This window comes from Polymorphobacter fuscus, assembly GCF_011927825.1.
Classification (GTDB): Bacteria; Pseudomonadota; Alphaproteobacteria; order Sphingomonadales; family Sphingomonadaceae; genus Sandarakinorhabdus; species Sandarakinorhabdus fusca.
Genome location: NZ_JAATJI010000001.1, coordinates 1,741,435 through 1,767,228, shown reverse-complemented (window position 1 = coordinate 1,767,228; position 25,794 = coordinate 1,741,435). Strand labels below are relative to the sequence as shown.

The 25,794-nt window shown below is 66.9% G+C and carries 21 protein-coding genes and 1 other annotated feature; of the genes, 3 read left to right on the top strand and 18 right to left on the bottom strand.

The window, feature by feature from the left end:
• Positions 1–20 precede the first annotated feature (20 nt).
• Positions 21–2,135: a catalase gene (locus tag GGQ62_RS08345; protein ID WP_152578476.1), complete on the top strand. Its 2,115-nt coding sequence runs from the start codon at positions 21–23 to the stop codon at positions 2,133–2,135.
• 146 nt (positions 2,136–2,281) lie between these two features.
• Positions 2,282–3,415 carry an aldose epimerase family protein gene (locus tag GGQ62_RS08340; protein WP_152578475.1) on the top strand — a complete coding sequence of 378 codons (1,134 nt, stop codon included), beginning with the start codon at positions 2,282–2,284 and terminating at the stop codon, positions 3,413–3,415.
• On the opposite strand, the gene GGQ62_RS08335 is transcribed toward GGQ62_RS08340, so the two are convergent.
• The 12 genes from GGQ62_RS08335 to GGQ62_RS08280 form a co-directional block, all read right to left on the bottom strand.
• Positions 3,405–4,670, bottom strand: coding sequence for a sugar MFS transporter (locus GGQ62_RS08335; RefSeq protein ID WP_152578474.1), 1,266 nt, complete (start codon positions 4,668–4,670; stop codon positions 3,405–3,407). The two genes, GGQ62_RS08340 and GGQ62_RS08335, sit on opposite strands and share 11 nt — an antisense overlap.
• Positions 4,663–5,586, bottom strand: a complete 924-nt coding sequence (locus GGQ62_RS08330) for a Gfo/Idh/MocA family protein (protein WP_152578473.1) — start codon at positions 5,584–5,586, stop codon at positions 4,663–4,665. Before GGQ62_RS08330 ends, GGQ62_RS08335 begins: the two co-directional genes overlap by 8 nt.
• Positions 5,583–6,560, bottom strand: a complete 978-nt coding sequence (gene araD1 / locus GGQ62_RS08325; RefSeq protein ID WP_152578472.1) for an AraD1 family protein — start codon at positions 6,558–6,560, stop codon at positions 5,583–5,585. The genes GGQ62_RS08330 and araD1 overlap by 4 nt, the downstream gene beginning before the upstream one ends.
• A gap of 87 nt (positions 6,561–6,647) precedes the next feature.
• Positions 6,648–7,682 (bottom strand): hypothetical protein, encoded by a 1,035-nt coding sequence (locus GGQ62_RS08320; protein WP_152578471.1) that lies wholly within the window; start codon positions 7,680–7,682, stop codon positions 6,648–6,650.
• Positions 7,679–8,737, bottom strand: coding sequence for a saccharopine dehydrogenase NADP-binding domain-containing protein (locus GGQ62_RS08315; protein ID WP_152578470.1), 1,059 nt, complete (start codon positions 8,735–8,737; stop codon positions 7,679–7,681). The genes GGQ62_RS08320 and GGQ62_RS08315 overlap by 4 nt, the downstream gene beginning before the upstream one ends.
• The gene (locus GGQ62_RS08310; RefSeq protein WP_207790528.1) at positions 8,734–9,789 is read right to left on the bottom strand and encodes a polyprenyl synthetase family protein; all 1,056 of its coding nucleotides are present in this window, start codon (positions 9,787–9,789) and stop codon (positions 8,734–8,736) included. Before GGQ62_RS08310 ends, GGQ62_RS08315 begins: the two co-directional genes overlap by 4 nt.
• Positions 9,786–10,580: a hypothetical protein gene (locus GGQ62_RS08305; protein WP_152578469.1), complete on the bottom strand. Its 795-nt coding sequence runs from the start codon at positions 10,578–10,580 to the stop codon at positions 9,786–9,788. Before GGQ62_RS08305 ends, GGQ62_RS08310 begins: the two co-directional genes overlap by 4 nt.
• Positions 10,581–10,609: 29 nt before the next feature.
• On the bottom strand, positions 10,610–12,790 hold the full coding sequence (locus tag GGQ62_RS08300) for an NAD(P)-binding protein (protein ID WP_152578468.1): 2,181 nt from the start codon (positions 12,788–12,790) through the stop codon (positions 10,610–10,612).
• 84 nt (positions 12,791–12,874) lie between these two features.
• Positions 12,875–14,866, bottom strand: a complete 1,992-nt coding sequence (locus GGQ62_RS08295; protein ID WP_167649536.1) for a hypothetical protein — start codon at positions 14,864–14,866, stop codon at positions 12,875–12,877.
• Positions 14,867–15,041: 175 nt separating this feature from the next.
• Entirely contained in the window at positions 15,042–15,185 is a 144-nt protein-coding gene (locus GGQ62_RS08290) for a hypothetical protein (protein ID WP_153401407.1), read from the bottom strand.
• Positions 15,186–15,219: 34 nt separating this feature from the next.
• Positions 15,220–15,372 carry a hypothetical protein gene (locus tag GGQ62_RS08285; protein ID WP_153401405.1) on the bottom strand — a complete coding sequence of 51 codons (153 nt, stop codon included), beginning with the start codon at positions 15,370–15,372 and terminating at the stop codon, positions 15,220–15,222.
• 51 nt (positions 15,373–15,423) lie between these two features.
• On the bottom strand, positions 15,424–15,576 hold the full coding sequence (locus GGQ62_RS08280; protein ID WP_153401403.1) for a hypothetical protein: 153 nt from the start codon (positions 15,574–15,576) through the stop codon (positions 15,424–15,426).
• 427 nt (positions 15,577–16,003) lie between these two features.
• On the opposite strand from GGQ62_RS08280, the gene GGQ62_RS08275 reads away from it, so the two are divergent.
• Positions 16,004–16,339, top strand: coding sequence for a UrcA family protein (locus GGQ62_RS08275; RefSeq protein WP_152578466.1), 336 nt, complete (start codon positions 16,004–16,006; stop codon positions 16,337–16,339).
• 69 nt (positions 16,340–16,408) lie between these two features.
• On the opposite strand, the gene GGQ62_RS08270 is transcribed toward GGQ62_RS08275, so the two are convergent.
• The 6 genes from GGQ62_RS08270 to GGQ62_RS08245 all read right to left on the bottom strand — a co-directional run bounded on the left by GGQ62_RS08270 (position 16,409) and on the right by GGQ62_RS08245 (position 25,312).
• Positions 16,409–17,815 (bottom strand): alpha,alpha-trehalose-phosphate synthase (UDP-forming), encoded by a 1,407-nt coding sequence (locus GGQ62_RS08270; protein ID WP_152578465.1) that lies wholly within the window; start codon positions 17,813–17,815, stop codon positions 16,409–16,411.
• On the bottom strand, positions 17,812–19,623 hold the full coding sequence (locus tag GGQ62_RS08265) for a glycoside hydrolase family 15 protein (RefSeq protein WP_152578464.1): 1,812 nt from the start codon (positions 19,621–19,623) through the stop codon (positions 17,812–17,814). The genes GGQ62_RS08270 and GGQ62_RS08265 overlap by 4 nt, the downstream gene beginning before the upstream one ends.
• Complete coding sequence (gene otsB, locus GGQ62_RS08260) at positions 19,620–20,363, bottom strand: trehalose-phosphatase (protein ID WP_152578550.1); 744 nt, start codon at positions 20,361–20,363, stop codon at positions 19,620–19,622. Before otsB ends, GGQ62_RS08265 begins: the two co-directional genes overlap by 4 nt.
• Before the next feature lie 176 nt (positions 20,364–20,539).
• Complete coding sequence (locus tag GGQ62_RS08255; protein ID WP_152578463.1) at positions 20,540–21,382, bottom strand: universal stress protein; 843 nt, start codon at positions 21,380–21,382, stop codon at positions 20,540–20,542.
• Positions 21,383–21,391: 9 nt separating this feature from the next.
• Positions 21,392–22,876: a SulP family inorganic anion transporter gene (locus GGQ62_RS08250; RefSeq protein WP_207791810.1), complete on the bottom strand. Its 1,485-nt coding sequence runs from the start codon at positions 22,874–22,876 to the stop codon at positions 21,392–21,394.
• Between the two features lie 70 nt (positions 22,877–22,946).
• Positions 22,947–22,999 (bottom strand) — a sequence feature (sul1 is cis-regulatory element that is thought to sense ions involved in sulfur or methionine metabolism; They are found in Alphaproteobacteria).
• A gap of 63 nt (positions 23,000–23,062) precedes the next feature.
• The gene (locus tag GGQ62_RS08245) at positions 23,063–25,312 is read right to left on the bottom strand and encodes a fused MFS/spermidine synthase (RefSeq protein WP_341533749.1); all 2,250 of its coding nucleotides are present in this window, start codon (positions 25,310–25,312) and stop codon (positions 23,063–23,065) included.
• Positions 25,313–25,794 lie beyond the last annotated feature (482 nt).

The following is a 25,794-nucleotide window of genomic DNA, read 5'->3' as shown; positions in this document are numbered from 1 at the left end:
CGCCACAAAAGGACCGTCTCATGGCCAGTACCAACAAAAGCGACAAATCCAGTCAGAACGAGAATGCCGGCGCTGCGCCGGCCCGCCATGTCGGCGTCGGCGGGGAACTGCACCAGGTTGCAGCGCCGGGTGGCGACGTGCTGACCACCAATTTCGGCACGCCGATTTCGGATGACCACAACAGCTTGCGCGCCGGCCCGCGCGGCGCGCTGTTGCTCGAAGATTTCGTGCTGCGCGAAAAAATCTTCCATTTCGACCATGAACGCATTCCGGAGCGCGTCGTCCATGCCCGCGGTCTCGCCGCCCATGGCTTTTTCGAACTGACGGACAGCCTGTCGGACCTGACGACGGCGCTCGTGCTCGGCGAAGTCGGTGAAAAGACGCCGGTGTTCACCCGCTTTTCGACCGTCGCCGGCAATCGCGGGTCGGCCGACCTGGCGCGCGACGTGCGCGGTTTCGCCGTCAAATTCTACACCAAACAGGGCAATTGGGATCTTGTCGGCAACAACATTCCGGTGTTCTTCATCCAGGACGCGATGAAGTTCCCCGACTTGGCCCATGCGGTGAAGGAGGAGCCCGATCGCGGCTTCCCCCAGGCCCAGTCGGCACACGATACCTTCTGGGACTGGATCGCGATGACGCCTGAAGCCATGCACATGGTGATGTGGCAGATGTCGGACCGCACCATCCCGCGCTCGATGCGGATGATGCAGGGGTTCGGGGTGCACAGCTTCCGGCTGGTGAATGCGGAGGGAAAATCGACCTTCGTCAAGTTCCACTGGACGCCCAAGCTCGGCATGCAGTCGGTGGTCTGGGACGAGGCCGTCAAGATCAACGGCGCCGACCCCGATTTCCACCGCCGCGACCTTTACAACGCCATCGAGGCGGGTGACTTCCCCGAATGGGAACTGGGTGTCCAGCTGTTCAGCGAGGACGATGCTGCCGGTTTCGACTTCGATCACCTCGATTCGACCAAGCTGATCCCCGAGGAAGTCGTGCCGCTGCGCGTCATCGGGCGCTTGGTGCTCGATCGCAACCCGGCGAACGTGTTCGATGAAACCGAACAGGTGGCGTTCTGCACGCAGAACCTGGTTCCCGGCATCGATTTTTCGGACGACCCGCTGCTCCACGGGCGCAATTTCTCCTATCTCGACACGCAGTTGAGCCGGCTCGGATCGACCAATTTCAACCAGATCCCGATCAACGCGCCGAAATGCCCGTTCGCCAACATGCAGCGCGACGGTCACATGCAGACGCGCGTTCATCCGCAGCGCGTCACCTATACCCCCAGCCTGCTCGATCCGTCGGGCCCGCGCGAAAGCCATGACAAGGGTTTCCGCAGCTTCCCGACCCCCCTCGACGGCGCCAAGCAGCGCGAACGGTCGGCGACCTTTGCCGACCATTACAGCCAGGCGCGGCAGTTCTTCCTCAGCCAGACCGAGCCCGAGCAGGACCATATCGTTGCCGCGCTGGTGTTCGAACTGTCCAAGGTCGAAACGGAGATCGTCCGAACCACCATGCTCGGCCACCTTGTCGTCGTCGACGAAGACCTTGGCGACCGTGTCGCTGCAGGCTTGGGTCATAGCGATCCGATCACGCCGGCGACGCCTGCGGTTGCGGTGCGCGCGGACATTGCACTGGCGCCCAGCGTTTCGATGCTCGCCCGCGGCGTGCCGCCGCTCACCGGCCGCAAGTTCGGCGCGCTGGTGACGGATGGCGCCAGCGCCGCGCTCGTAACGTCGTTGCGCAAGGCGGTTGCTGCCGAAGGTGCCATGCTGCAGATCATCTGCCCGACGATCGGCGGCGTCAGCCTCGATGACGGCAGCAAGCTCAAGGCCGATCATCAGCTTGCCGGTGGCCCGTCGGTGCTGTTCGATGCCGTCGCCGTCGTGGCGTCGGAGGACGGCACCTCGGCGCTGCTCGCCGAGTCGGCCGCGGTCGCCTGGGTCCATGATGCCTTTGCGCATCTCAAGGTGATCGGCGCGACCCCCGAAGCCGGTCCGTTGCTCGATGCCGCCGGCGTCGAAGCCGATGAAGGCGTGGCGACGATGGATGGCGACGCGGCGGGCTTTGTCGAAGCCGCCGCCGGTGGCCGCGTCTGGGCACGCGAGCCGGATGTGCGCACGGTCTATTGATCGACCGCCAGGGCGTTGCGCAGGTCAGGGCCGGATGCAGCACATCCGGCCCTGATGCTGTCCGGACGGGCGAAGGAGGCTTGAATGGCGCCGCCGGAGCCGGCAACCGTAACGCGGTGACCCGGGTCTGCCGGTGGGGAGAGTTCATGCGGTCTTTCGTTGTTGCAGCCGGCTTCGGCGCGGCCCTGGTGTCGGGGGTCGGCAACGCCGCCACCGCCGAACGCACCCGCTTCGGGACGATGCCCGACGGCCGGGTGGTCGAGGCTATCACCCTGACCGGCCGCAACGGCGTCAGCGCGCGCATCATCACCCTGGGCGCCACGCTGCAGGCCTTCCACGCGCCGGATCGCAACGGCCGCGTCGCCGATGTGACGCTGGGCTATGACGACCTTGCCAGCTATGTGGCGAAGCCGAATTACTGGGGCCAGACCATCGGCCGCTACGCCAATCGCATCGCCGGCGCGCAATTCGTGCTGGACGGCAAGACCGTCCGCCTCGATCGCAACAATGGTGTCAACGCACTCCATGGCGGCGCCGATGGCTTCGACAAGCGGCTGTGGAGCGTCGAATCGGTGACACCCGGCCCCATAGCCCGCGTCGTGCTGGCGCTGACCAGCCCCGCCGGCGACCAGGGTTACCCTGGCAAATTGTCGACGCGGGTGACCTATGCGCTCGACGACCAGGGCGCGCTGACCATCGATTTCGATGCGACCAGCGACGCGCCGACGGTGGTCAACATGACCAACCATGCGCTGTTCAACCTGGCCGGCGAAGGCGGGCCCGATGGCACGGCGCGGCACCGCCTGACCATCCCGGCGCAACGCTACACCCCTGTCAACGCCGTGCTGATTCCGACCGGCGAGCAGCGCCCGGTTGCCGGGACGGTGTTCGACTTCACCCGCCCGCGCCCGTTGTCCGACGGGCTGCGCGACGGGCGCGACCCGCAGATCGTCTTTGCCCGCGGCTGGGACCATAATTGGGTCCTCGACAAGGGCCAGACGGCGGAGCCCGGCCTGGCGGCGCGGCTCGAAGACCCCGAATCGGGCCGGGTGCTCGAAGTGCTGACCACCGAACCCGGCGTGCAATTCTATGCCGGCAATTTTCTCGACGGCAGCCTTGTCGGCAAACAGGGCCATCTCTACCGCATGGGCGACGGCGTCGCGCTGGAGCCGCAGAAGTTTCCCGATACGCCCAACCAGCCGGCGTTCGGATCGGCGCGGGTCGATCCCGGCCGGCCCTATCACCACCGCATGGTCTATCGCGTCTCCGTCATGCCCTGACAGCCGGCGTCCGCGCCCCCCAGAGCGCGTAGAACAGCACGTAAAGCTCGCACGCCGCCGTCAGCAGGAACGACCGCTGCAGGCCATAGCGGTCGGCCAGCCAACCCTGGACAACGACCAGCGCGCCGCCGGCGATCGCCATGATCAGCAGCCCCGATCCCTCCTCCGTCAGTGGCCCCAGCCCGCGGATGCCGAGGGTGAAGATCGTCGGGAACATGATCGAATGGAACAGGCCGACAAGGATCAGCGCCCACATCGCCACCAGCCCGGTGCTGAACACGGTTACCATCATGACGATGAAGGCACCGACCGAAGCCGCGGCGAGCAGCGTTTCGGCGGGGATCCGCTGCATGATCGCCGCGCCCGCAAAGCGCCCGACCATCATCCCGCCCCACAGCAGCGTCAGGTAGCGACCGGCCTGTTCCGCCGTCAGATCGGCGATGTCGGGCTGCGACACGAAGTTGACGAACAGGTTGGCGACGCCGATTTCGGCGATCAGGTAGATGAAGATCGCCGGGATGCCGAACACCAGGTTGCGGTGGCGCCACAGCGAATGCTGGCGGCGGTCGGCCTTGGCGGCGCGGCGGGTGGCGCTGCCCATCGCCGGCAGCGGGAAGCGCGCGATGACCACGGCGAGCACCACCAGCACCACCGCCACGATGGCATAGGGCAGGATCACCGACCGGGCGTCGGCAAGGCGTTCGGCACTGGTCAGCACCGTGCCGCTGCGGGCCGTGCCGCCGACCGATCGGCCGAGGATGAGATAGGCGCCGAACAGCGGCGCGAACATGGTCCCGGCCGAATTGAGCGCCTGCACCAGATTGAGCCGCGACGACGCCGTTTCGGGCGGGCCGACCACAGCGACATAGGGATTGGCCGCCACCTGCAGCAAGGTGATGCCGCTGGCGATGACGAACAGCATCGCCAATGTCACGCCATAGGACGGCAGGCTCGCCGCCAGCGTCATGCCGAGCGCGCCGGCCGCCATGACCAGCAGCCCGATGACCAATGATCGCTGGTATCCCACCCGCTCGATGAGCTTTGCCGAGGGTATCGACGCGACGAAATAGGCGATGAACCAGACGCTCTCGATCAGCGTCGTCTGGGTGTAGCTGAGGTCGAAGACGCTGCGCAGGTGCGGCAGCAGCGTGTTGTTGATGACGGTGATGAACCCCCACATGAAGAAGAGCGTGGCGAGCAGGGTCAGTGCCGCGCGGTAGTCCGCCGCTGGGCGAGCGGCCGCGGGGTCAGTCATCGAACGCCTCGACCTCGCGGCGAGTGGCCCGCAGAAAGGCATCGGCGACATGCCGCAGCGGCGCCACATCGACATCGCTTTCACCCGCCGCGACCAGATCGGCAAAGTGATCGTAAAGCCCGCGATATTCCGCCTCCGGCGGCAACGGCTGCGCCGCACCATCGATCGTCAGCATGCTGCCGCCTTCGGACAGCACCGCGCGTCCGGCGTCGGTTTCGATCACGATATCCCAAGTCTGCGGCCCGGTCTGGCGCCAGTCGAAAACAGCATGGATCGGTGTTCCCGCCGCATCGGCAAAGGTCAGGTCGGCGGCGATCGGCGCGGCGCGGTTGGCCGGCACTTCGAGCGTCCCGTCCGTCAGGAAGAATGGCGGCAGGATCGCGGTGGCGATCGACAGCGCGTTGATGCCGGGGTCGAATACCCCCATGCCGCCGGCCTGCCAGATCCAGTCCTGCCCCGGATGCCAGTAGCGGACATCCTCCTTCCAGGTGATCGCGACCCGGCGCAGCGTCTTGCCATCGCACCACGCCCGCGCCGGCGCGACGCCTGCGGCATGGCGCGAATGCCAGCTGGCGAACAGCGTCACGCCCTGGTCGCGTGCAACGGCGCGCAAGATCTCGACTTCGGCAAGCGTTGCGCCCGGCGGCTTTTCGAGCAGCACATGCTTGCCCGCCAGCAACGCCGTGCGCGCCGCGGCAAACCGGACCTGCGGCGGCTGGCACAGCGCCACGGCATCGATGGTTTCGGCCGCGAGCATGTCTTCGAGGCTGGTGTGGCCGGGCAGGCCTTCGACCCGGCCATGGCGACTGGCGCTGGCGACCAGGGTGAAGCGCGGCGACGCCCGCAGGACGGGAACATGCTGGTCGCGCGCGATCTTGCCGATGCCGACAAGGCCGATGCGGATCGGGTCGCTCACAGGCTGCGGACCGTCACCGTTTCGGGCTGGACGATCGCGATCGGGTTGCGCACCGGCAGGCGGAACGGCGCCGCCGCGATCTCGAAGACATCGCCCTCCTGCGTTTCGACCTCGCCGAACGACAGCGTCGCGGTTCCGAAGAAATGGACATGGAGGTCGCCCGGCCGCCGGAACAGCCCGTATTTGAAATGGTGATGCTCCAGATTGGCGATGCTGTGCGACATATTGGCTTCGCCCGACAGGAATGGCTTTTCCCAGATCACCGAGCCTTCGCGCCGGATGCGGCTGGTGCCGCGCAGATCCGCCGGCAGGTCGCCGAGCAGCAATTCGGGACCGAGCGCCGCATTGCGCAGCTTGGAATGCGCCAGCCACAGATAATTGCCGCGCTCGGTGACATGGTCCGAAAATTCATTGGCCAGGGCATGGCCGAGCCGCACCGGCTGTCCGGCATCATCGATCAGGTAGATGCCGGCAATTTCGGGCTCCTCGCCCGCGTCCTTGGCAAAGGCTGGCGACAGCAGCGGCGCATCGGGGCCGACGAGTTGCGAGCCATCCCCCTTGTAGAACCATTCGGGCTGGACGCCGGCTTGGCCGGGGCCGGGCTTGCCGCCTTCCACCCCCATCAGGAACATCTTCATCGAATCGGTCGGCGCCGGATTTTCAACCGCGGCGCGGTGCATCCGGTCGCGCCCTTCGGCCGACCCCAGATGCGTCAGCCCGGTGCCGGTCAGCAGCAGGTGCGCGGGGTCGGGATGGTCGATCGGCGCCAACAGCGTCACGTCGGCAAGGTCGATGGCCTCGCCCGGCCCGCGGCGTTGGACCAGCTGCCGCAGCGTCGTGCCCGCCGCCAGCGCCGCCTGCGCCAGCGCCAGTACGCTGTCCGCGCCGGCCACCTCCCGGACGCCATCGTCGCTCAGCGCCGCGACGCCGCGGCTGCCGTCGGGGCGGCGAAATTGCACCAGGGATATTGTCATCGCAGGGCTTCTCCGGTCGCGTCACGTCTGGAAGCGTGTCTCGCATCGGCCGGCTGGTAACGCAATCATCGCGCGTGCCCGCGCTGGTCAAAGACCCAGGTTCCTGAGGTCGCCGAAATGAATGTCGACCTGCATTTCGAACGCCGCAAGGGCCTTGAACCGCTCGCTGCGCGGCGCTGCAACCGCCGGCGCCAGCGGGCCGCCGGCGTCCGGCGTCGGTGCCGATATCACAGACGGCGGCGGGATCGCCGTGCCATCCGCCAGCCCCAGCGTGGCGATGATGTCGACACTGGCATTGTCGAACACATCGACTTCGCCGCCGGAAAATTCGATCGACGAAAGCGGGTCGTCGATCTGCCACTGCGCCGACACCAGCGACTGGAAACAGGCCTGGGTCGGGTCCTCGGCATCGCGGATCTGCTTGAGTACCGTCGTCGAATAGAGTCCGGGGATCAGGTCGTCGAGGAATTCGAGGATTTCGTCCTCGATGTCGGTGATCCCCGTGCCGGCGTGGAGCAGCGACCAGGGGAAGGACAAGGTCGCGGCCGGTGCCGCGCCGGAGACCGGACCGGTCGGCGCCGACTGCTGAAGCGGCGCGTCGGTGCGCATCGCGATGATCGGCATCTGCCGCTGCTGCGTATTGCTGTCGAACACCGGAAAGCCGGGCATCTCGACCTCGCCGTGAAACGCGCCGCCGGACATGGTCGTGCGCGTGATGCTGCCGACCATTTTCGGAAATCCGATCACCGTCTGGCCGCTGATCGCCGAAGTGCCGTTGGTGACGCCGATGAACGGGAAGCCCCAGGTCAAGCCGACGGGGATCCAGAGATTGAAGAAATTGCGATAATGGACCAGCGGCACCATGACGAAATACTCGTCTTGGATAGCATAGCCCATGTTCTCGTGGCCGGCGCAGAACATCTTGGGATAATGACTGATTCCGACATAGACGAATGGCACGAGCGGCTTGAAGCGGTGGCCGTTGCCAAGGTTGAGGAAGGTGTTGCACCACCGCTGCAGATTGTCTTGCGTCGCCTTCAGCACACAGGCGTTGACGCTGACCTTGGGGAAAAAATAGGGCGGCGGGTTCTGCTGCCCGTCGAAGGATTCGACATAGGTCATGGCTGCTCCTTGAGCACTTCGGCACAGCCGAGCTTGAGGATGAAATCCCCGCCGAACCGCCGGGTCGGGGTGGAAAAGCCGGGCGCGCGGTTGCCGGCAAGCACCGCGCGGACGATGGCATCGGTGGTGACCGCGGTCACATCATGGCCGTCGTCGACGCGCAGGCGGAGGCGCGTGACGCGGCGCCAGCGATCGTGGCAATGGGCGACAAGGACGAAGCCCGTGTCGAGCCCCGCCACGTCTTCCTCGCCGGTCGCCGGCCACAGTTCCGCCAGCGCTGCCGGCCAGCCTGCCGCCGGGCCCTTCAGGTGCGGTGCCAGCAGGCCACCGGCGCGCACCAGCAGCTGGGCGGGCCGCGCGGCCTCGGCATAGGTTTCGATATTGGCGATTCCTGTGCTGAACTCGCCGGTGATGACTTCGGGCCAGGTCACTGCCACCGCGTCCACGGGACCTGCGCCGAAATCGAACTCCCGAACCCTGTGGCCCGATGGCGAACAGACGATCTGCCCGCCGCGCCGCGCCCGCACATGTTCGTCGTTCATCGCCACGATCGTCCGCACCGATCCGCGCACCAGGCGGCTGTGGCGCGACGCTGCCAGCTGCACCGCCACGGTGTCGGGGTGGCGCGCTGCGGCAAGCGCCAGAAGGCCTTCGGTGGCGACGATGCAGACCCCGGCGCCGGGCATCAGCATGACACCCGCCGCTGCGGCCGCCTCGGACAACGCCATGGCCTCGGCGAACACCGGCCATTCCCCGGTGATGTCGAGATAATCGGCGCCGACCCGCAGGCACGCTGCCATCATCGGCCCGGCGGTGTGGACGAACGGCCCGGCGGCGTTGACCACCACCGCCATGCCCGCCAGCCCGGCGTCGATCGCCGCCGGATCGTGCAGCCCGAACGCCCGCCACGGCCGGCCGAGGCGTTCCCCCAGTGCTGCCAGCAACGCCGCGTTGCGCCCGGCGAGGGTGAAATCGACGCCACTGGCCACCAGCCGCGCCGCGATCAACGTCCCGCTGAAGCCGGTCGCGCCGTAAAGAAGGACCCTGCCGGTCATGTCCGTTCGAACACCCAGGGCACCAGCCCTTCCAGAAAGTCCCTGTCGCGCGATGGCGGCAGATGGCCGAAGGCACGGTCGAATTCGTGCGATGCGGCGCCGGCCAGCGCGACCGCGACCTCGCGGACATGGTCGATCGACCCGGTGCGCGCGATGACCCCGGCAATCTCCTCCACCATCGCCGGCGTGCGGTCGGCGCGGGCAAGCGCGAGGAAGGCGTCGATCGCCCGGCGGTCGGCATCGTCCGCAACCGTGCGCGCATGGATCAGCACCAGCGTCCTCTTGCCTTCGAAAAGATCGCCATTGGCTTCCTTGCCATAGGCGGCATCGGCGACAAGGTTGAGCAGGTCGTCCTGGATCTGGAAGGCGGCGCCGAGGAAGAAACCGAAGCGTGTCACCGCCGCGCCGTGCGCTTCGAAGCCGCCGGCACCGATCAGCACGCCGATCCGTGCCGGCCAGATCGTCGACATCCACGCCGTCTTCTTCAGCACCATCTCGAAATAATCGGCCTGGGTCAGGTCGACCCGGTTGCAGTCGCGCCAGCCGAGTTCGAGCGCCTGGCCTTCGGCGGTTTCGCGCGCCATCTGCTGGGTCGCGGCAAGCACCTGCCAGGCGACCGCCGCGCCATGGTCGCGGACATTGTCGATCAACGGCTGCAGCGCCATGACGATCATCGCGTCACCGGCGTTGATCGCCAGCGGCACGCCATGCGCGACATGCAGCGTCGGTGCGCCGCGGCGCACCTCGCTGCCGTCCTCGATATCGTCATGGACCAGCAGCGCATTGTGGAAGATCTCGATCGCCGCGGCGCTGCCGACCACGTCGGCCAGCCGCGCACCATGGGCGCAGGCCGCGGCGATGCAGATCGATGGGCGCATCATCTTGCCGCGCCGGCGCGGATAGTCGGTGACGAGATCGCCGAGATAGGGCGCCTTCGCCGACGCTGCCAGATAATGATCGACCCGGGCCCGCGTCGCGGCGCCATATTCGCGCAGCAGCGCCGGCACGATGTCCGGCGTCTGCCGCGCGGGCCCGGGCTGCGCGGCCATCATGCCGCAGTGTCGCCCGGCTTCTCCTCCGGCGTCCCGTCCGTTCCGCCTGTCGGCTCGCCGCCCGGCGCCTCCGGCAGCACCTCGATGGCGAGCGTGCCGAGGAGCTGGCCGGTGCCGGCATCGGTGATGTCGCCGGCATAGGCGCCGGCCGGCTGGTCGTCGGGGATGGTGATCAGCGCGATGATGCCGCTGCCGACATGCGCCGCCCGAAGGCTGACCCGGGTGATCGGTAGCGCCGTGCCGGCAACCGGCGCCAGTCCCGCGATCGACAGCATCGTCGGCGCATCGGGCTGGCGCAGCGGTACCGGCACCGCCGTTGCCTTGCGGCGGCCGCGAAACAGGCACGCCAGCGTGGCCGGCTCGGGCGGCGGCGGCTTGCTGGGGGTCGGTGTGCCACCCGGCTGGATGGCCTTGCGGATGGCGGGGTCGTTGAGCACCGCCGCCATCAGATCGAAGCCGGTGACGCTCAGATCCTGCGCCAGCTTCAACACCCGCTTGCCGAGGCGCGTCACATCATTGGGGACATCGTCGACATGGTAATTGCCGGCGCTGAACCGGTCTGCAGCGGCGCGGCCATGGGCAAGATTGAGGCCGATGACGTCATAGCCGATCCGCACCGCATCGGCGACGATCCGGCTGACTTCGGGCGAGGTCGCGATCGCTTCGGGTTCGGGACAATCGACGCCCGGGCCGTCATCATCGCCGCTGCCCTTGCGCCAGCCGGTGCGATCAGGCGCCGTGCGCCCGGGCTCGGGGCGTGCCTTGCGCGGGGGGTTCGTGTCGCCTGCCATGCCGCCTGTCCTTGCTGTATCGGGGATGCCTAGGGGTGGTCGTAACCGATGATCCGTTCCAGAGCGGGGGCGCCCGACAGGGCATGTGCGGCCAGCCGCCCGGCCATCACCGCTGCCTCCGTACAGCCGGTGTTGAGCCCGCAATCGGTCCAGTCTCCGGCGATGGTCATGTTGTCGTAGGTCATGTCCAGCGGCGAGATGCGGTACGCCAGGCTGCCGGGAAGGGAGAGCACATAGCGGTCGCTGGGGTTGACGTTGGCGCGCCAATATTGGCTGTCGAAGCGCGCCGGTCCGCTGGACTTGTCGTCCGGATCGGGGCTGGCGAGCAGGTCCCAGCGAAAGCCGTCGGCGACCGCACCCGGCCACAAATGCCCGGCCTGTCCATCCAGGAACCGGATGGCGCTGGCCTTGACCTCGGCCGCTTGCTGCCCCGGAAAACCGGCATCGGACGCGCCTGCCGCATCGGGCAGCACGCCGCAGAAATAGACCGACGTAGCCGGCGGGACCGGCCAGGCTTCCTCCGGCACGACATGCGCCATGTCGCACCAGGTATCGAACGGCTTGGCGAACGCCGATGCCAGCCATGGCGGGCCGTCCCAGCCGAGCTGTTCCAGATCCTTGTCGAGCCAGATCTGGAACGCCTGTGTGGCAACGGTCTTGACCCTGGCGACCATGTCGCGCCAGCGGGCATCGCGCGCCAGGATCTCGCCAGCCACATCGGGCACCGCCCCAACGCTGACCCCCAGCACCACCATGTCGAAATCGCGGCCGACCTCGAGCCGCAGCGTGCCCGCCCGGTGCGTGTTCCAGTGCGATTCGAAATCGATTCCCGCGGCCGCCAGCTTATCCCCGTCGACCAGCTGGTCGAATTGCGGGGCCGCCGGCCAGCACGGCCGCCCGGCCACCGTCACCAGCGGATCATAGTCGCCGTGCGTTTCGGCCTGCACATCGAAATCGAGCGCGGTGACATGGGTCCGCTCCCCCGCCGCCAGCGCGCCGCCGGGCGGCACGCCGATATTGGTCAGCCGATGGAAGAAGTTGAAGCGCACCCCGCGTTCGCGCAGCACATGGTAAAGCGGCGCGAACACCACATCGCCCATGCCGGCGCGCATCCGCCAGAACATCGCGCCGCGATAGCCGAAGAACATCCGCAGCGCGCCGCGCATGCCCTGGCCCGCGGCGATCCCGGGCTTGGCCGCGTCACCGTCTTCATAGGCGAGCGCGAGGTCGTACAGTCCCTGGACGAACGGCGACGTGACGGCGCGTTCGGACGCGCCGTGCCGGCGCAGCCATTCGCGGCAGTCGTAATCGTTGATCGCGTCGAGCCCGCGCGCGTCGGTCAGCAGCCCGTCGCGGAAACAGCCCACCATCGTTGCGACCACCAGATCGGCCATTTCCCAGACATGCCGGTGCGGATCATCCGCCACGACATGGGCTTCCAGCCAGTCGCGCAGGCCGCCGGCGACGCCATCGACGAGCCGCAGCAGCAGCGAATCATAGCCCTTGGGCAGATTGCCGATCGCCACCCGCAACAGGCCTAGGGCCTCGACCAGAACAACGCCGCCGGCAAAGGCGCCGCGGCCGAGAAGGTCGCGCACCGACTGGACCACTTTGTCGGGATCGGGGTCGGGGTCGGCCGCTTGCGGCGGGCAGGGCCGGGCGCCGCCGACCCGGCCGACGTCGACGTCGAGCAACAGGGTCATCAGCAGATTGACCGCGGCGCCCAGATATTCGGCCAGCGACGATACCCGGTGCGGGGTTTTCGAATCGGAGAGGGCCAGGTCTCCGGGCCGTCCAGGGCGCGATGCGAAACGCCCGTTCCAGCGTTGCCAGCCGCCGTCCTCATGTGCAGAAAACAGCCCGATATCGGGTTCAGGCAGGAAGGCATCCTGCCAGTCGCCGAAGTCGGGCGTGGACCGCGCCGCTTCGGCATAGGTCTCGCGCATCAGCGCAAAGGCGTTCTCGTAAAAGCCCATCCAGACATGCAGGCCATGTTCCTCCACCCGCCCTGCCGGCCCGCGACCCGACGCGCCCTTGCCGCCGAGCCGCCAGCCTAGTTGATAGACGGTGACTTCGAACTTGCCGGCGTGTTCGGGGCGAGTCAGCTCATAGGCCGCCGCCATCGCGCCGCAGCCTCCACCGACAATGGCGATCCTGGTCGGTGTCGACAGATGCCCCCCCCCTTCATTCGAAGTGTTCAAACGGAGCATAGCCCAATTCGCCAAGAAACGATCTATTCCTTTGGAGTATCGCCCGATGGGCAGCGAACGTGAGCCCCTCGTGATTTCGACCTGCTACGCCACCGCGGCGGACGGGCGCAAATCCGTGCTGCCGCGATCGCGATCGAGTAGCGCAAAGGCCGCGCGCAGCTGCTTGCGCTGTTCGCTGCTGCGAAAATACCAGAGGCCGAGCGCCGCGCCGCCGAGCGCGTCGAACTCCAGCATCGCGGTGCGGCCTTCGGCCAGCCGGCCACTGCGCGCGAGGCTGGCAACCTTGACGGCATGGGCCGGCAGATAGCCGGGCCGCACCCGGATCGCTTCGGCCTGCACGATCGCTGCCTCGTCGAACCGTTCGAGAAAGAACAGGCAATTGCCCATGCCCGACAGCTGGAACGGCCGATAGACCGAGCGGGGGTTGAGCCGCAGCGCCTTTTCGAACCGTTCGAGTCCGCGCGCCGGATTGCCGAGTTCGACATCGAGCCAGCCGCCCCAGAAGATGCTGTGGACATGTTCGGGGTTCATCGCCATCGCGCGTTCGATCAATTCGCGCGCCGGTGCCAGGTCGGCGCCGATATTCATCATCATGCCGCCGACATTGACCAGCACGGTCTGGTCGTCGGGGCTGAGCTGCAGCGCGATCTCCCCCAGTTCGCGGGCGCGGCTGGTGGCGCCGTCCAGATCGTCGGTCCATTGGTTGAGGCGCAGGGCGCCGTGGCAAAAGGCAGCGACCGAAGCGGCCCAGCCCGATCGCGGGTCGAGCGCGAAGGCACGTTCGGCGACGTCCCGTGCCTCCGTGATCGAGGCGCGCGAATAGGTGTTGAGCAGGCCGGATGCCCGCATTGTCAGCTCGTAGGCGCCCGCCGTCGCCGCCGGGCGCACCGTGGCGCGGCGCATTTCGGCTTCGGTGATTGTCGAATCGATCGCGCTGGCCGCGGCATTGGCAACCCGGTCCTGCAGGTCGAAGACGTCGGCGAAATCGCCATCGAAGCGCTCGGCCCAGATCTGCTCGCCGCTCATGGCCTCGATCACCTTGACCGAAATCCGGACCTTGTCGCCGCCCTTGCGGACACTGCCTTCGAGCAAATAGCGAACACCGAGTTCCCGGCCGATCTGCTGCACCGTGCGCCCGCTGTCGCGATAGCTCAGGCTCGATTGGCCGGCGATGACGAACAGCGACGAAAAGCGCGACAGCACCGTGCTGATTTCCTCGACCATGCCGTCGGCGAACACTGTCTGCGACGGGTCGCCCATCAGGTCGGCGAACGGCAGCACCGCAATCGACGGCTTGTCGGGCAGTGCCATTTCGGCACCGGTCGCCAGCGCCACCGCGGTGCTCGGAACGACCAGGGGTTCGGGAACCGCTTCGATCGCAGCGCGCAGGGCGGCACTCGCCGGCCCGTCTCCATCACGGGCCAGCATATCCTCGAACAATCGCAGCCGCCGGCGCGCCGCCGCCGTGTTGCCGCGCGCCATTTCACAACCGATCGCCGCCGCCGCCACGGCTTCGTCGCGCGGGTCGCGCAGTAGCCAAGCGTCGGCCATGGCCAGCGCGGCGGGTACATCGCCGGCGGCGCGGGCCAGCGCCATGTGGCGCAGCACGGCGGCGGCCAGGCGGGCATCGAGCGCGGCACGGCATCCGCGCAGCCAGTCATCGAACGTGTCACCGAATTCATGGCCGTCGAGAAGCGGCTCCGCGCCGATCCGCGTAATGGCTTCGGCCAGGCCCGCGGCGTCGTCGCTCTTCAGCGCCCGGTCGAGGGCGTGCCAATCGCCATCGAGCCCCGAGCCGAGGCCGACCCATTCGCGGTCGGCAATGATGGCGTTGCCCAGGGCGCCGCGCAATTCCACCAGGCACTGGCGCAGGCTGGCGCGCGCCTGTTCCTCGGCACGGTCGGGCCAGAACAACCCGGTCAGGCGTTCGCGGCTGGCGCGCTGCTGGTTGGCGAGGGCGAGATAGCCGAGCATCGCGCGGGCGCGCCGGCCGATGGTGACGGCCCGGCCGTCGACCGACAGGCTGGGGCTGCCGAACAGGCAGAGGGTCGCTGGCCTGGGTTCGACGGACTGCATGTTCCCACCATTGCCTTGGCAACCGGAGATCGCGCGGTCGCTATTCCCCGATGATCGGCCGGAAAATATCTTAACCATGTCTGTCCGGCAAGGTTGTGCGCCGGGCCTTTGCGCCGCAGGCAATATCGCTGCGGGGCGGGGCCCGGCGCACGACCGGCCGGGGACGCGAATGGCATCATGCTTGCATTGTCGTATCGGGCATGACGAGCAGCGCGACCTGGGTCACGGCGGCAGCGGGCCGGTCGAGATCGACGATGGCGGCGCTGACCGAAGCCAGGCTGAAAACCAGGGCGGCGACGGTTGCGAAGAAGGTCTGCATGGCGTGTCTCCTGTGAAAATGGGGTTGGGCGGGGTCAGGCGCGCAGCGACGCTTCGATGCTGGCGAAGGTGACGGGCGCGGGGTTGCTCGCCAGCGCCGCGACGGTGGCATCGACATCGATGGTGGCGGCGCCGACCGAGGCAAAGCTGAGGACGGCGGTGACGAAGGTGGCGATCAGGGTCTTCATGGGATGTCTCCAGGAATTGGCGGTTGGAAGGGTAAGGCTGTGGCGGACGGTTCAGGCGCGCAGCGATGCTTCGATGCTGGCCAGGGTCGTGGGACCGGTGTTGCTGGCGAGAGCGGCCGTGGTGGCGTCGAGATCGATCGTCGCGGCGCCGATCGACATCAGGCTGAGCGAGAGGGCGGCGACGAAGCTGAAAATGGCGTTCATGGTGGGTCTCCTCGGGGTTCGGCTGGGAACCATTTCCCGTTTGCCGATGCCCCGGTTCTAGGGAGGCGCCGTGAAGCCAGGCCGCGACGCGGCGTGAAACGCGCGTGATTTCGCGTCAAAAGTTCGGAACTTGCAGAAAAATGTGCGTGGCCATCCGGCCCGGCGGCGGGGGCGAGCCATCCGTTGCGACGCGGGGCCGTCGTGCCCGGCGCAGCGCGGCCATCATATTGGCCGCTATAATGGCGACTGTGCAGCCGGCGCGTGTCCGGCGTCTTTTAGCGACCTTTTGACGATTGTTTCACGCAACGATGCCGTGTCGGTTCACGGCGCCTTGCGACAAGGCGGCATCCGGAATGGCCCAGCCCTTTCGGTACCGCCGGGGCACCCTCGCCCCGGCGGGCTTCAACGAGAAAAGGGAGTTTCCGCCATGACCACCCCCGCCTTCGCCAAGCCCGCCTTCAAGTCGATCGTCCTGCTGCCGTTCACGATGCTCGCCCTCGCCGGCGCTGCTGCTGCCGTCGAGCAGCGCTCGGTCCAGGTCAGCTACGCCGGCCTCGATCTCGCCACGCCGGCCGGTGCCGCGATCTTCCAGCAGCGGATCGATTCCGCTGTCCGTTCGATCTGCGCGCCCGCCATCAGCGGCGTCCGCGGTGTCGCCGATTCACAAAATTGCCGGCGCGAAGCGGCTGCCGGCGCCCGCGCCCAGCAGCGGCGGGTGATCGCCGACGCCCAGCAGGAGCGCCAGGTTCTCGCCTCGCGCTGAACCCATTTGTCTCGTCGCGGCGCAACGCCTCCGTATCACCCGATACGGAGGCGTTGTTGCGCATGCCGGTCAGGCGTGGGCGTGACCCGCTGTGTCCGCGCGGAGCGGCAGCTGTTCGAGCGTGGTGACGAAATCGGTGCGCCACTTGACGACATCGTCGGTGACGACGCCTTCGATCATCCGCGTCCAGCGGCGCTGGCGCTCCTCGAGCGGCATGGCAAGCCCGACCTTGATGGCGTCGGCGATCTCTTCCTGGCTGTAGGGGTTGATGAGCAGCGCTTCGGGCAGCTGCAACGCCGCGCCGGCGAATTTCGACAGGATGAGGACGCCGGGGTCGGCCGGGTCCTGGGCCGCCACATATTCCTTGGCGACAAGGTTCATGCCATCGCGCAGTGGCGTGACGATGCCGATCCGCGCGCTGCGGTAAATGGCAGCGAGTTCATGACGGCCATAGCCGCGGTTGACATAGCGGATCGGCACCCAGTCGATTTCGGCATAGGCGCCGTTGATGCGGCCCGACAGCGTGTCGAGCTTGCTGCGGATTTCCTGGTAGGAGCCGATGTCGCCGCGCGTCGGCGGCGCGATCTGCAGCAGGAACACCTGCTGGCAAAGATCCGGATTGTCGGCGAGAAAGCGCTCGTAACCCAGAAAGCGCTCCTCGAGACCCTTGGAATAATCGAGCCGATCGACGCCGATGATCATCTGGCGACCGTCGATGCTCGCCGCGATGCGTGCGCGGGTGGCCAGCGCCGCAGGGCTTTCGGCGGCGGTCTGGAAGGCCGCCGTGTCGATGCCGATCGGAAAGGCGCCGATGCGGATCGTCTTGCCGAAGGCGGTGACGCTGCCGTCCTCGACCGGCGCTGCGACCTCGCGCGCCAGATAGTCCTGGAAGGCCTCCAGCCATTCGCCGGTCTGGAAGCCGACCAGATCATAGTCGAACAGCGTGGCAACCAGCGCCTGGTGATGGGGCAGGGTGGTCAGCAGGCGCGGTGGCGGCCAGGGGATATGGAGGAAAAAGCCGATGCGGTTGGTGATGCCGCGTTTGCGCAGTTCCATGGCCAGCGGGATCAGGTGATAGTCATGGACCCAAATGACGTCATCGGGTTCGATGATCGGCACCAGCGTGTCGGCAAAGCGCTGGTTGACGCGGGCATAGCCGGCATCGAAGGTCCGGTCATATTCGGTCAGGTCGATGCGATAGTGGAACAGCGGCCACAGGGTCCGGTTGGCATAGCCGTGATAATATTCGTGGATGTCCTGTTCTTCAAGGTCGATGGTCGCCGTCGTGATGCCATCCGTGCGCGCCAAGTTGAGATGGCCGGTGAATTCGGCGGTGCTCTGGCCGCTCCAACCGAACCAGAGCCCGCCATATTCACGCAGCGCCTCGGCGAGCGCGACGGACAGACCGCCCTGGCCGCCGACCGGCTGCCCCGACGGCGCGGTGACGCGATTGGAAACGACGATCAACCGGCTCATCGCACAGCGCTCCATCGCTTGCTCAGCATCGCGGCACAATTGATCAGGCCGACGAGCGAATAGGTCTGGGGGAAATTGCCCCAGGGTGCCCCGGTTTCGAAATCGCTGTCCTCCGACAACAGGCCCGAATGTGTCAGCCGGCTGATGGCGGTGTTGTAAAGGTCGCGCGCCTCGGCCGTCCGCCCGACCAGGTGCAGCGCCTCGATCAGCCAGAAGGTGCAGAAGTTGAAGGCCGTCTCGGGCGTGCCGAAGTCATCGGCATCGGCGTATCGCAACATCGCAGTGCCGCGCCGCAGCACCTTTTCGATTGCGGTGAAGGTCGCGAGGAAGCGCGGATCATCGGGCGCGAGAAAGCGCAGCTCGATCATCTGCAACAGGCTGGCATCAAGCTCGGTGCCGCCGAGCGTCGCCGTGAAATGGCCGAGATCGGCGTTCCACGCCTCGGTCTCGATGCGGTCGCGGATGATGTCGGCGCGGGCCTGCCAATGGGCGGCACGTTCCGGCAGCCCCAGCACGCCCGCGGCATTGGCGAGCCGGTCGCAGGCGGCCCAGCACATCAGCACCGAATAGGTATGGACACTCGCACGGGTGCGAAATTCCCACAGGCCAGCGTCGGGCTGGTCGTGAACCGCAAAGGCACGGTCGCCGACGCGTTCGAGCGACTGGAAGTCGGCCCGCGTCGCCGGGCGCAGCAGGCGCTGGTCGAAAAACGCCTGCACGTTCGACAGCACGACCTGGCCATAGACATCGTGCTGGATATGCTCCTGCGCCTGGTTGCCAACGCGAACCGGCCCCATGCCACGATATCCCGGCAGGTCCGCGGCGATGCGTTCCGGCAGCAAGGCTTCGAAGCCGACACCATAGAGCGGCTGGATATGGCCACCCTGGGTCTCGTCGACGATATTGCGCAGGAAGCCGAGATAATTTTCGAGCACGTCGAGCGCGCCGAGCCGGTTGAGCGCCTGAACGGTGTAATAGGCGTCGCGCAGCCAGCAGAAGCGATAGTCCCAGTTGCGCCCGCTGTCGGGAGCTTCGGGGATCGATGTGGTCAGCGCGGCGACGATGGCGCCGGTTTCTTCGTGAACGCAGAGTTTCAGGGCGATGGCGGCACGGATGACGACACCCTGCCATTCGAGCGGCGTGGCAAGGCCGCGTGCCCATTCCTGCCATTCGGCCAGCGTGGCGTCGTGCATGTCGCGGGCGGTCGACCGCAAACTGCCGGCAAAAGGCTCGTCGGGACCGAGGAAGAAGCTCGTCTCCTGCTCCAGGCGGAACCAGCGCTCATCGAGGACATGGCCGATCGCGGCGTCGGTCGTCAGCCGCATCGGCTGGCCGGGGACAAGGTAGCGGATATGGTTCGACCCCGATGTCCGCTCGGGCGCTGCGCGACTCCAGCCCATGGTCGGGCGCAGGCGGACGCGAACCCGCGGCGTCCCGCGCAGCGGGCGAACCTGGCGCAAAAAGGCCGTCGGTCGATAGGTGCGGCCCTGGCGCGCGAACCGCGGTGCGAAATCGACGATCTCGATGCTGCCGCCGTCGGTGTCGGTCAGGATGGTGTGCAGGATGGCGGTGTTGCGGCGATAGCTCTGGGTGGCCGATGCGAAATTCTCGATATCGATCGCCCAGATGCCATGGGCATCATCGGCGTCCGGATCACGGCCACCGAGCAGCGCCGAAAAGAACGGATCACCGTCGACGCGCGGCAAGCACGCCCAGACATAGCGTCCCTGGCGGTCAACAAGAGCCGTGACGGCACAATTTCCGATCGGCGCGAGGTCGATCGTGCCCCATTGTTTCGCATCGCTCATGAAAATTCCATCGCCTTGACGCTTTCGGCCAGCCACATTTCGACGGCGGTGACATCGTCGAGACGGAAGGTCGCCGCCGTAGGTCGCGGTTGCGCGACCAGCACGCCATGGCCACCCAGCCGCGCCGCCGCTGCAAAGCCCGCCTCGTCGGTCACGTCGTCGCCGACAAAGATCGGACGGGCGCCGTGGAACGGTGGTTCGGCCATGAAGGCGTCGACGGCGCCGCCCTTGTCCGGTCCCGGTTCGCGGATCTCGATCACCATCTTGCCGGATTGCAATTCGAGCCCATGGCGGGCGGCCGCTTGCTGCGCGGCGTCGCGCGCAGCGGCTTCAAGATCGGGCGCGGTCCGGTAGTGCAGGGCCAGGCTGGCGCCCTTGTCTTCAAGCAGCAGGCGCGGCAGGCCGGTCACAAGGGCGAGCAGTTCGCGGCGCGCCTCGGCAAGCCCGGCACCTGCCATTGTTCGTGTTACCAGCCCCTTAGCGCTGCGACGTTCCAGCCCATGGACGCCGGCAATTGCCAGCCCGGGAATGGCGACGATGCGATCGATCGTTGCGATACTGCGACCGCTGACGATGGCCAGGCGCCCCTCCAATGCCTGCTGCAAGCGGATGATCAGCCGGCGGATCGTCACGCCCAGGATCGTGTCGTCCGGGCGCGGAAACAGCGGCGCAAGCGTACCGTCGAAATCGAGAAACAGGGCGTCCTGGCCGGCGACAACGGCTTTGGGCCGTTCCAGCATGTCAATCACGAATAGTCCCCACGGATCACGGAGTTCGATGATTACAACTCCGCAATGGCCGTTCGGTTGCACGAATACCGAAATCCAGATCGCGCAAGCCGCTTTGCCGGCACGGCTTGGGCACCCGATCGCTGCGACTGAAGTGGCGTTTCCAGTGGCTGCGGGCCGCCTGCAAGCTATCGGACCAGCAGGATCGGCACGTGCACGGTGCGAACCATCGCCGTCGTCGTGCTGCCGACAATCAGGGTGCGCAACGGCGAATGGCCATAGGCGCCCATTACCAGCATCGTGTCGCCAAGGCCGGCGACAGTTTCGGCAATGGCCTTTTCGGGGCTGTCGTCGATGATATGGACCTCGGCATCCGGGAGCCGGGTCGTCGCCGGTGCCAGCCGGTCACGGTGGGCATCACCCTTCGCCCCGGCCATGACGATATGGACGGGCAGACCCGCGAACAACGGGGACTCCGCCACCTGCGCGACGGCCTTGATCGCCGACGCGCTGCCGTCGAAGGCAATGGTGACGCTGGTCGGCAGCTTTTCCCAGCGCGATGCGATAAGCACCGGGCGTATGCTCGCCCGGACGACGCGTTCGACACTCGATCCGATATGGTCCTGGGCCATCTGGTGGTCCGACCCGCGCTTGCCGATGATGACCAGCGTCGCGTCGGCCTCGCGCGCGGTGACGGTTTCGACAACGCTGCCGTGGCGCAGCAGCGATGTGACATCCGACACGCCCGCGTCCCGCAGCCTCGCTTCGGCATCGGCGAGGATGCTGCGCCCCTGCGCGATCGCGATGCGGCCGGCGGACTGGTCGATTCGGGTCAACTCCTCGAGCAGCTCCGATTTGACCCCGAGGCCGATGGCACCGCTGAGATCGTGCCGCGCTGCCACGGCATCCTTGCGCTGGACAACGTGGAGCAGTTCGACCGAGGCGGACAGCCGGGTCGCGACCCAGGCCGTCAGATCGATGACGCTGACGCCATAGGCCGACGCGTCGAGGCAGGCGAGAATGTGGCGCATGGCGAATTCCTAATGGGCAGCAAGGCTGGCTTCGGCGCCGGAGTTGTCGTGAATGGCGAAGCGTTCGACCAGCGTGGCGCTGGCATCGCTCAGGCCGAGCACCTCGACTTCGGCACCTTCGCGGCGGAACTTGAGGATGACCTTGTCGAGGCCACCGACCGCCGAAATGTCCCAGAAGCGGGCGTTCGACACATCGATGACGACGCGATCGACGACCTCCTTGAAGTCGAAGGCCGCGACGAAGCGGTCGGTGGAGGCAAAGAACACCTCGCCGGTCATCGTATAGGTGCGGGTGCGGCCATCGCTCGAAAGTGCCGGGATGACGGTGAACATGCGCTGCACCTTGCTGGCAAAGAACAGTCCGCTGAGGATCACGCCGGCAAGAACGCCTTGCGCCAGATCATGCGTCGTCACGACGACGACGACCGTGGCCAGCATGACGACGGATGACTGCCACGGATGGACCCGCAGGTTGCGGATCGAGCTCCAACTGAAGGTGCCGATCGACACCATGATCATCACGGCGACCAGCGACGGCATCGGGATGCGGCTGACCAACGGGCCGAGGACGACGATGAGGAACAGCAGGAAGACACCCGACACCATCGTCGACAGCCGGGTCGAGCCGCCCGATTTCACGTTGATCACCGACTGGCCGATCATCGCGCAACCGCCCATGCCGCCCAGAAAGCCAGTGAAAAAATTGGCGATGCCCTGGCCCTTGGTTTCGCGGCGCTTGTCGCTGCCGGTATCGGTCAGATCATCGACGATCTGCGCCGTCAGAAGCGATTCGAGCAAGCCGACGGCTGCCATCGTCAGCGAATAAGGCAGGATGATCTGCAGCGTTTCCCAGGTCAGTGGCACATCGGGAATGAAGAAGAACGGCAGCGCCGAGGGCAGTTCACCCATGTCGCCAACGGTGTTGACCTGAATCCCGCCGTAGATCGCCAGCACCGTCAGCACGACGATTGCCACGAGCGGTGACGGTACGGCCTTTGTCAGCAGCGGGAACAGATAGATGATGGCAAGGCCACCGGCGACCATCGCATAGGTCTCCCAGCCGACCCCGGTCAGCTGCGGCAGCTGCGCCATGAAGATCAGGATCGCAAGCGCGTTGACGAAGCCGGTGATCACCGACCGCGACACATATTGCATCAGCAGGTCGAGCCGCAGAAAGCCGGCGATGATCTGGATGACGCCCATCAGGATGGTGGCCGCAAAAAGGTAGTCGAGGCCATGGTCCTTGATCAGCGGCACGACCAGCACGGCGATGGCGGCGGTGGCGGCCGAGATCATGCCGGGCCGACCGCCGACCAGCGCGGTGATGACGGCAATCGAAAAGGAGGCGTAAAGCCCGACCTTGGGATCGACGCCGGCGATGATCGAAAAGCCGATGGCTTCGGGAATCAGCGCCAGCGCCACGACGATGCCGGCGAGGATATCCCCGCGCGGGTTGGAAAGCCATTCGCGGCGAAGCGAGGCGATGGACAGCATTGAGAGTGTAACCTGATAGAATGGCGGGGCCGTCGGGCCCATAGTGGGCGCGATCAACAGTGCCGCCAATGGTTGTCCGAGGGATAGGCGCCCGGCCGAGCCACCCGGTCAACCGGGTCCGTCACATCCGCGCCATAGCCTGTCGCGGCACCGGATGGCAATGGCATTGCCGGCACGGCCGGAATCCTATTCGATATCGGGCTTGAACTTGAGGATCGGCAAGACGCTGGCAAAATCGTCGCTCCACGCGGTCACGCCGCTGCGGCCCTGCACCGGGCGCCAATCCTGCGCCGGGCTGCTTGCCTGCAGCGCGTCGAGGCGTTCGGGATTGCGGCTGAGCGCGATCCATGTCGACGCGGAGAACATTTCGCCGGGGCGCTCGACGCCGGGGTGATAATCGCGCAGCACCGCGGTCCAGCCTTCCTGTGCCGCGATCGCCGCAATCATCGGCTCGAGATCGAGGAAGCGGTTGGAGACATGGACGAGCAGCAGGCCGTCGCGATCGAGTGCCCGGCCATAGACGCGAAAGGCCTCGCGCGTGACGAGGTGCAGCGGAATGGCGTCGGACGAAAAGGCATCGACGGCAAGGATGTTGAGCCCGGCAGCCGGCGCCTTGGCCAGCGTCAGACGGGCGTCGCCGATGACGATGGCCAGATCGGGATTGCAGCGCGACACATAGCTGAAGCGCTGCCGCGCGATGCGCACGATGACCGGGTCGATTTCATAGGCGATCCAGCGCTGGCCGGGGACAGCATAGCAGCTGAGCGTGCCGGTGCCGAGACCGACGAAGCCGATACGCGCCGCCGGGCCGTAAAGGCGCGGCGCGGCGGCCATCGCAAGCCCGACACCGCTTTGCGGGGCATAATAGGTCATCGGCACCGCCGCCAGCGCCGGGACCAGTGATTGCTGGCCATGCATTGTGGTGCCGTGGAGGAGGGTGCGGCTGAACTGGCTTGGGCGGTCCTCGATCGTGTAGACACCGAAGAAGCTGCGCTCGCGATTGTCGTTGCGCGATGTCTGGTACCAGCCGCCCAGCGCCATGATGATCATCGCAAAGATCCAGGCGAACAGACCGCGCCGGCCGATCGCGGTGACGGCGACCGCAGCCAGCGCAAGGACGACCAGGATGGTGGCGACGGGCAGCCGCGCAAAACTGTAGGCGGGGGCGATCCCCAACCCGCCCGCGGTGCTGGCCGAGGCGACCAGCGCCAGCACGGCGCAGGCAAAACGCGCGCCCGGCCGCGCCCAGAGCCGATGGGCCCAGGGGCCGATGTTCTGCGCCGGCACCACCAGCGCGGCGGTGACGAGCAGCAGCGGGTGTTCGAATGGCCAGCGGAAGATCTGCGGCGCCACCAGGGCGCAGAACACCCCGCCAAGCGCGCCGCCGACCGACAGCCAGAGGTAGAAATCGGTCAGCGCGTCGGCGCCGGGACGCTCCTGCGCCAGCGTGCCGTGCAAGGCCAGCGCGACGATGAACAGCAGCAGGATACCCGCCGCGGCAAAGATCGTCGCGGCGGCAGGACCGGAGGCCAGGCACGCCCAGCTGCCGAACAGCAGCAGCGCCGGCGGCGCCAGCCGAACAGCGATGCGCGTGTACATGGCCCCCCGCGCGGCAAAGGCCAGGACGAAGCTGAGCAGATAGACGCCGAGCGGCACCACCCACAGCAGCGGCATCGCCATGATGTCCGTGGTCAGGTGCGTCGTCGTCGAAAGCAGCAGCGCCGATGCGATGAAGGCAAGCAGGGTCCAGCGCCCGCGCATGGTCCAGGTGATGACCGAAGGGGTCGCCGCGGCCGGCGCCGCGCTGCCCTGGCCCACCGCCAGGCCGCAAAGCGCCACCAGCACGCCAAGGCAGACAAAGCCCGCCGACCAGAACAGCGACTGGTGCCCCAGCCGCAGGAACGGTTCAACGAGCAACGGATAGGCGACAAGCGCTGCAAAGCTGCCGAAGTTCGACGCGGCATAGAGAAAATAGGGGTTTGCGGCGTCACGGTCGGAGGAGCGCGCGAACCATGACTGCATCAACGGCGCCTGCGCCGACACCGTGAAGAACACCGGCCCGATCGACACCGCGAGCAGCCCGATCAGCCACAATGTCTGCGACCCCGCCGCCGCCGGATACCAGCGGGCAATGGCAATCGGCAGGGTCAACGCCGCCGCCGCGAAAACGGCGAGGTGGATTGCCAACTGTCGTCTGACCGCCAGCCGCGACAAGGCATGAGCGTAAAGATACCCCGCGAGCAGGGTCACCTGGTAGAACAGCATCGCCGTGTTCCACACCGACGGCGACCCGCCGAGCACCGGCAACACGCTGCGCCCGAACATCGGCTGCATGAGGAACAGCAGGAACGATCCGAGCAGGATCGTGAAGGTGAACAGCGGCCGAAGGCGCGTGGACAGGCCCGCAGGGCGGGTAGGCGCGATGGCTTCGGTCACGAGCAGGAGATAAGCGGCCGTCTGCCCAACCGGCAAGCACCAATGCAGCCGGCGTGGCATCGCGTCAGTCGCGAGGCAGTCGATCTGGCCATCGCGTCAGCCGCGTTCAGGGGATTGCGAATGGTGCGCTTGGGGGCATCGAAAATCCTGCCTATCTATATGGTTCTGATAACCAAAATTCGACTGCGAAACAGCAGGCCCCAAAAGCCCCCAAAGAAAACTCTCTCGCACTTGGGCGAGCATTTTCGGTCGCCCGACGTGCTGTTCGGCGAACGCATTTCGCACCGATCGTCTGCGTCGCGGACACCAGCGGATGCGCTGGTTGCTCGCCTCTTCCGTCGCGCTAGACCTCAAGCGCGATGCGCCACCGTATCATGTGGTGTGCCAGACCAAATCAGCCTGTGCATCCCACCTTGCACGACCGACTGCATCACGTTTGGCCGCAGGGCTGCGATGCAAGTTCCTCCCGAATGGCGGGCGGT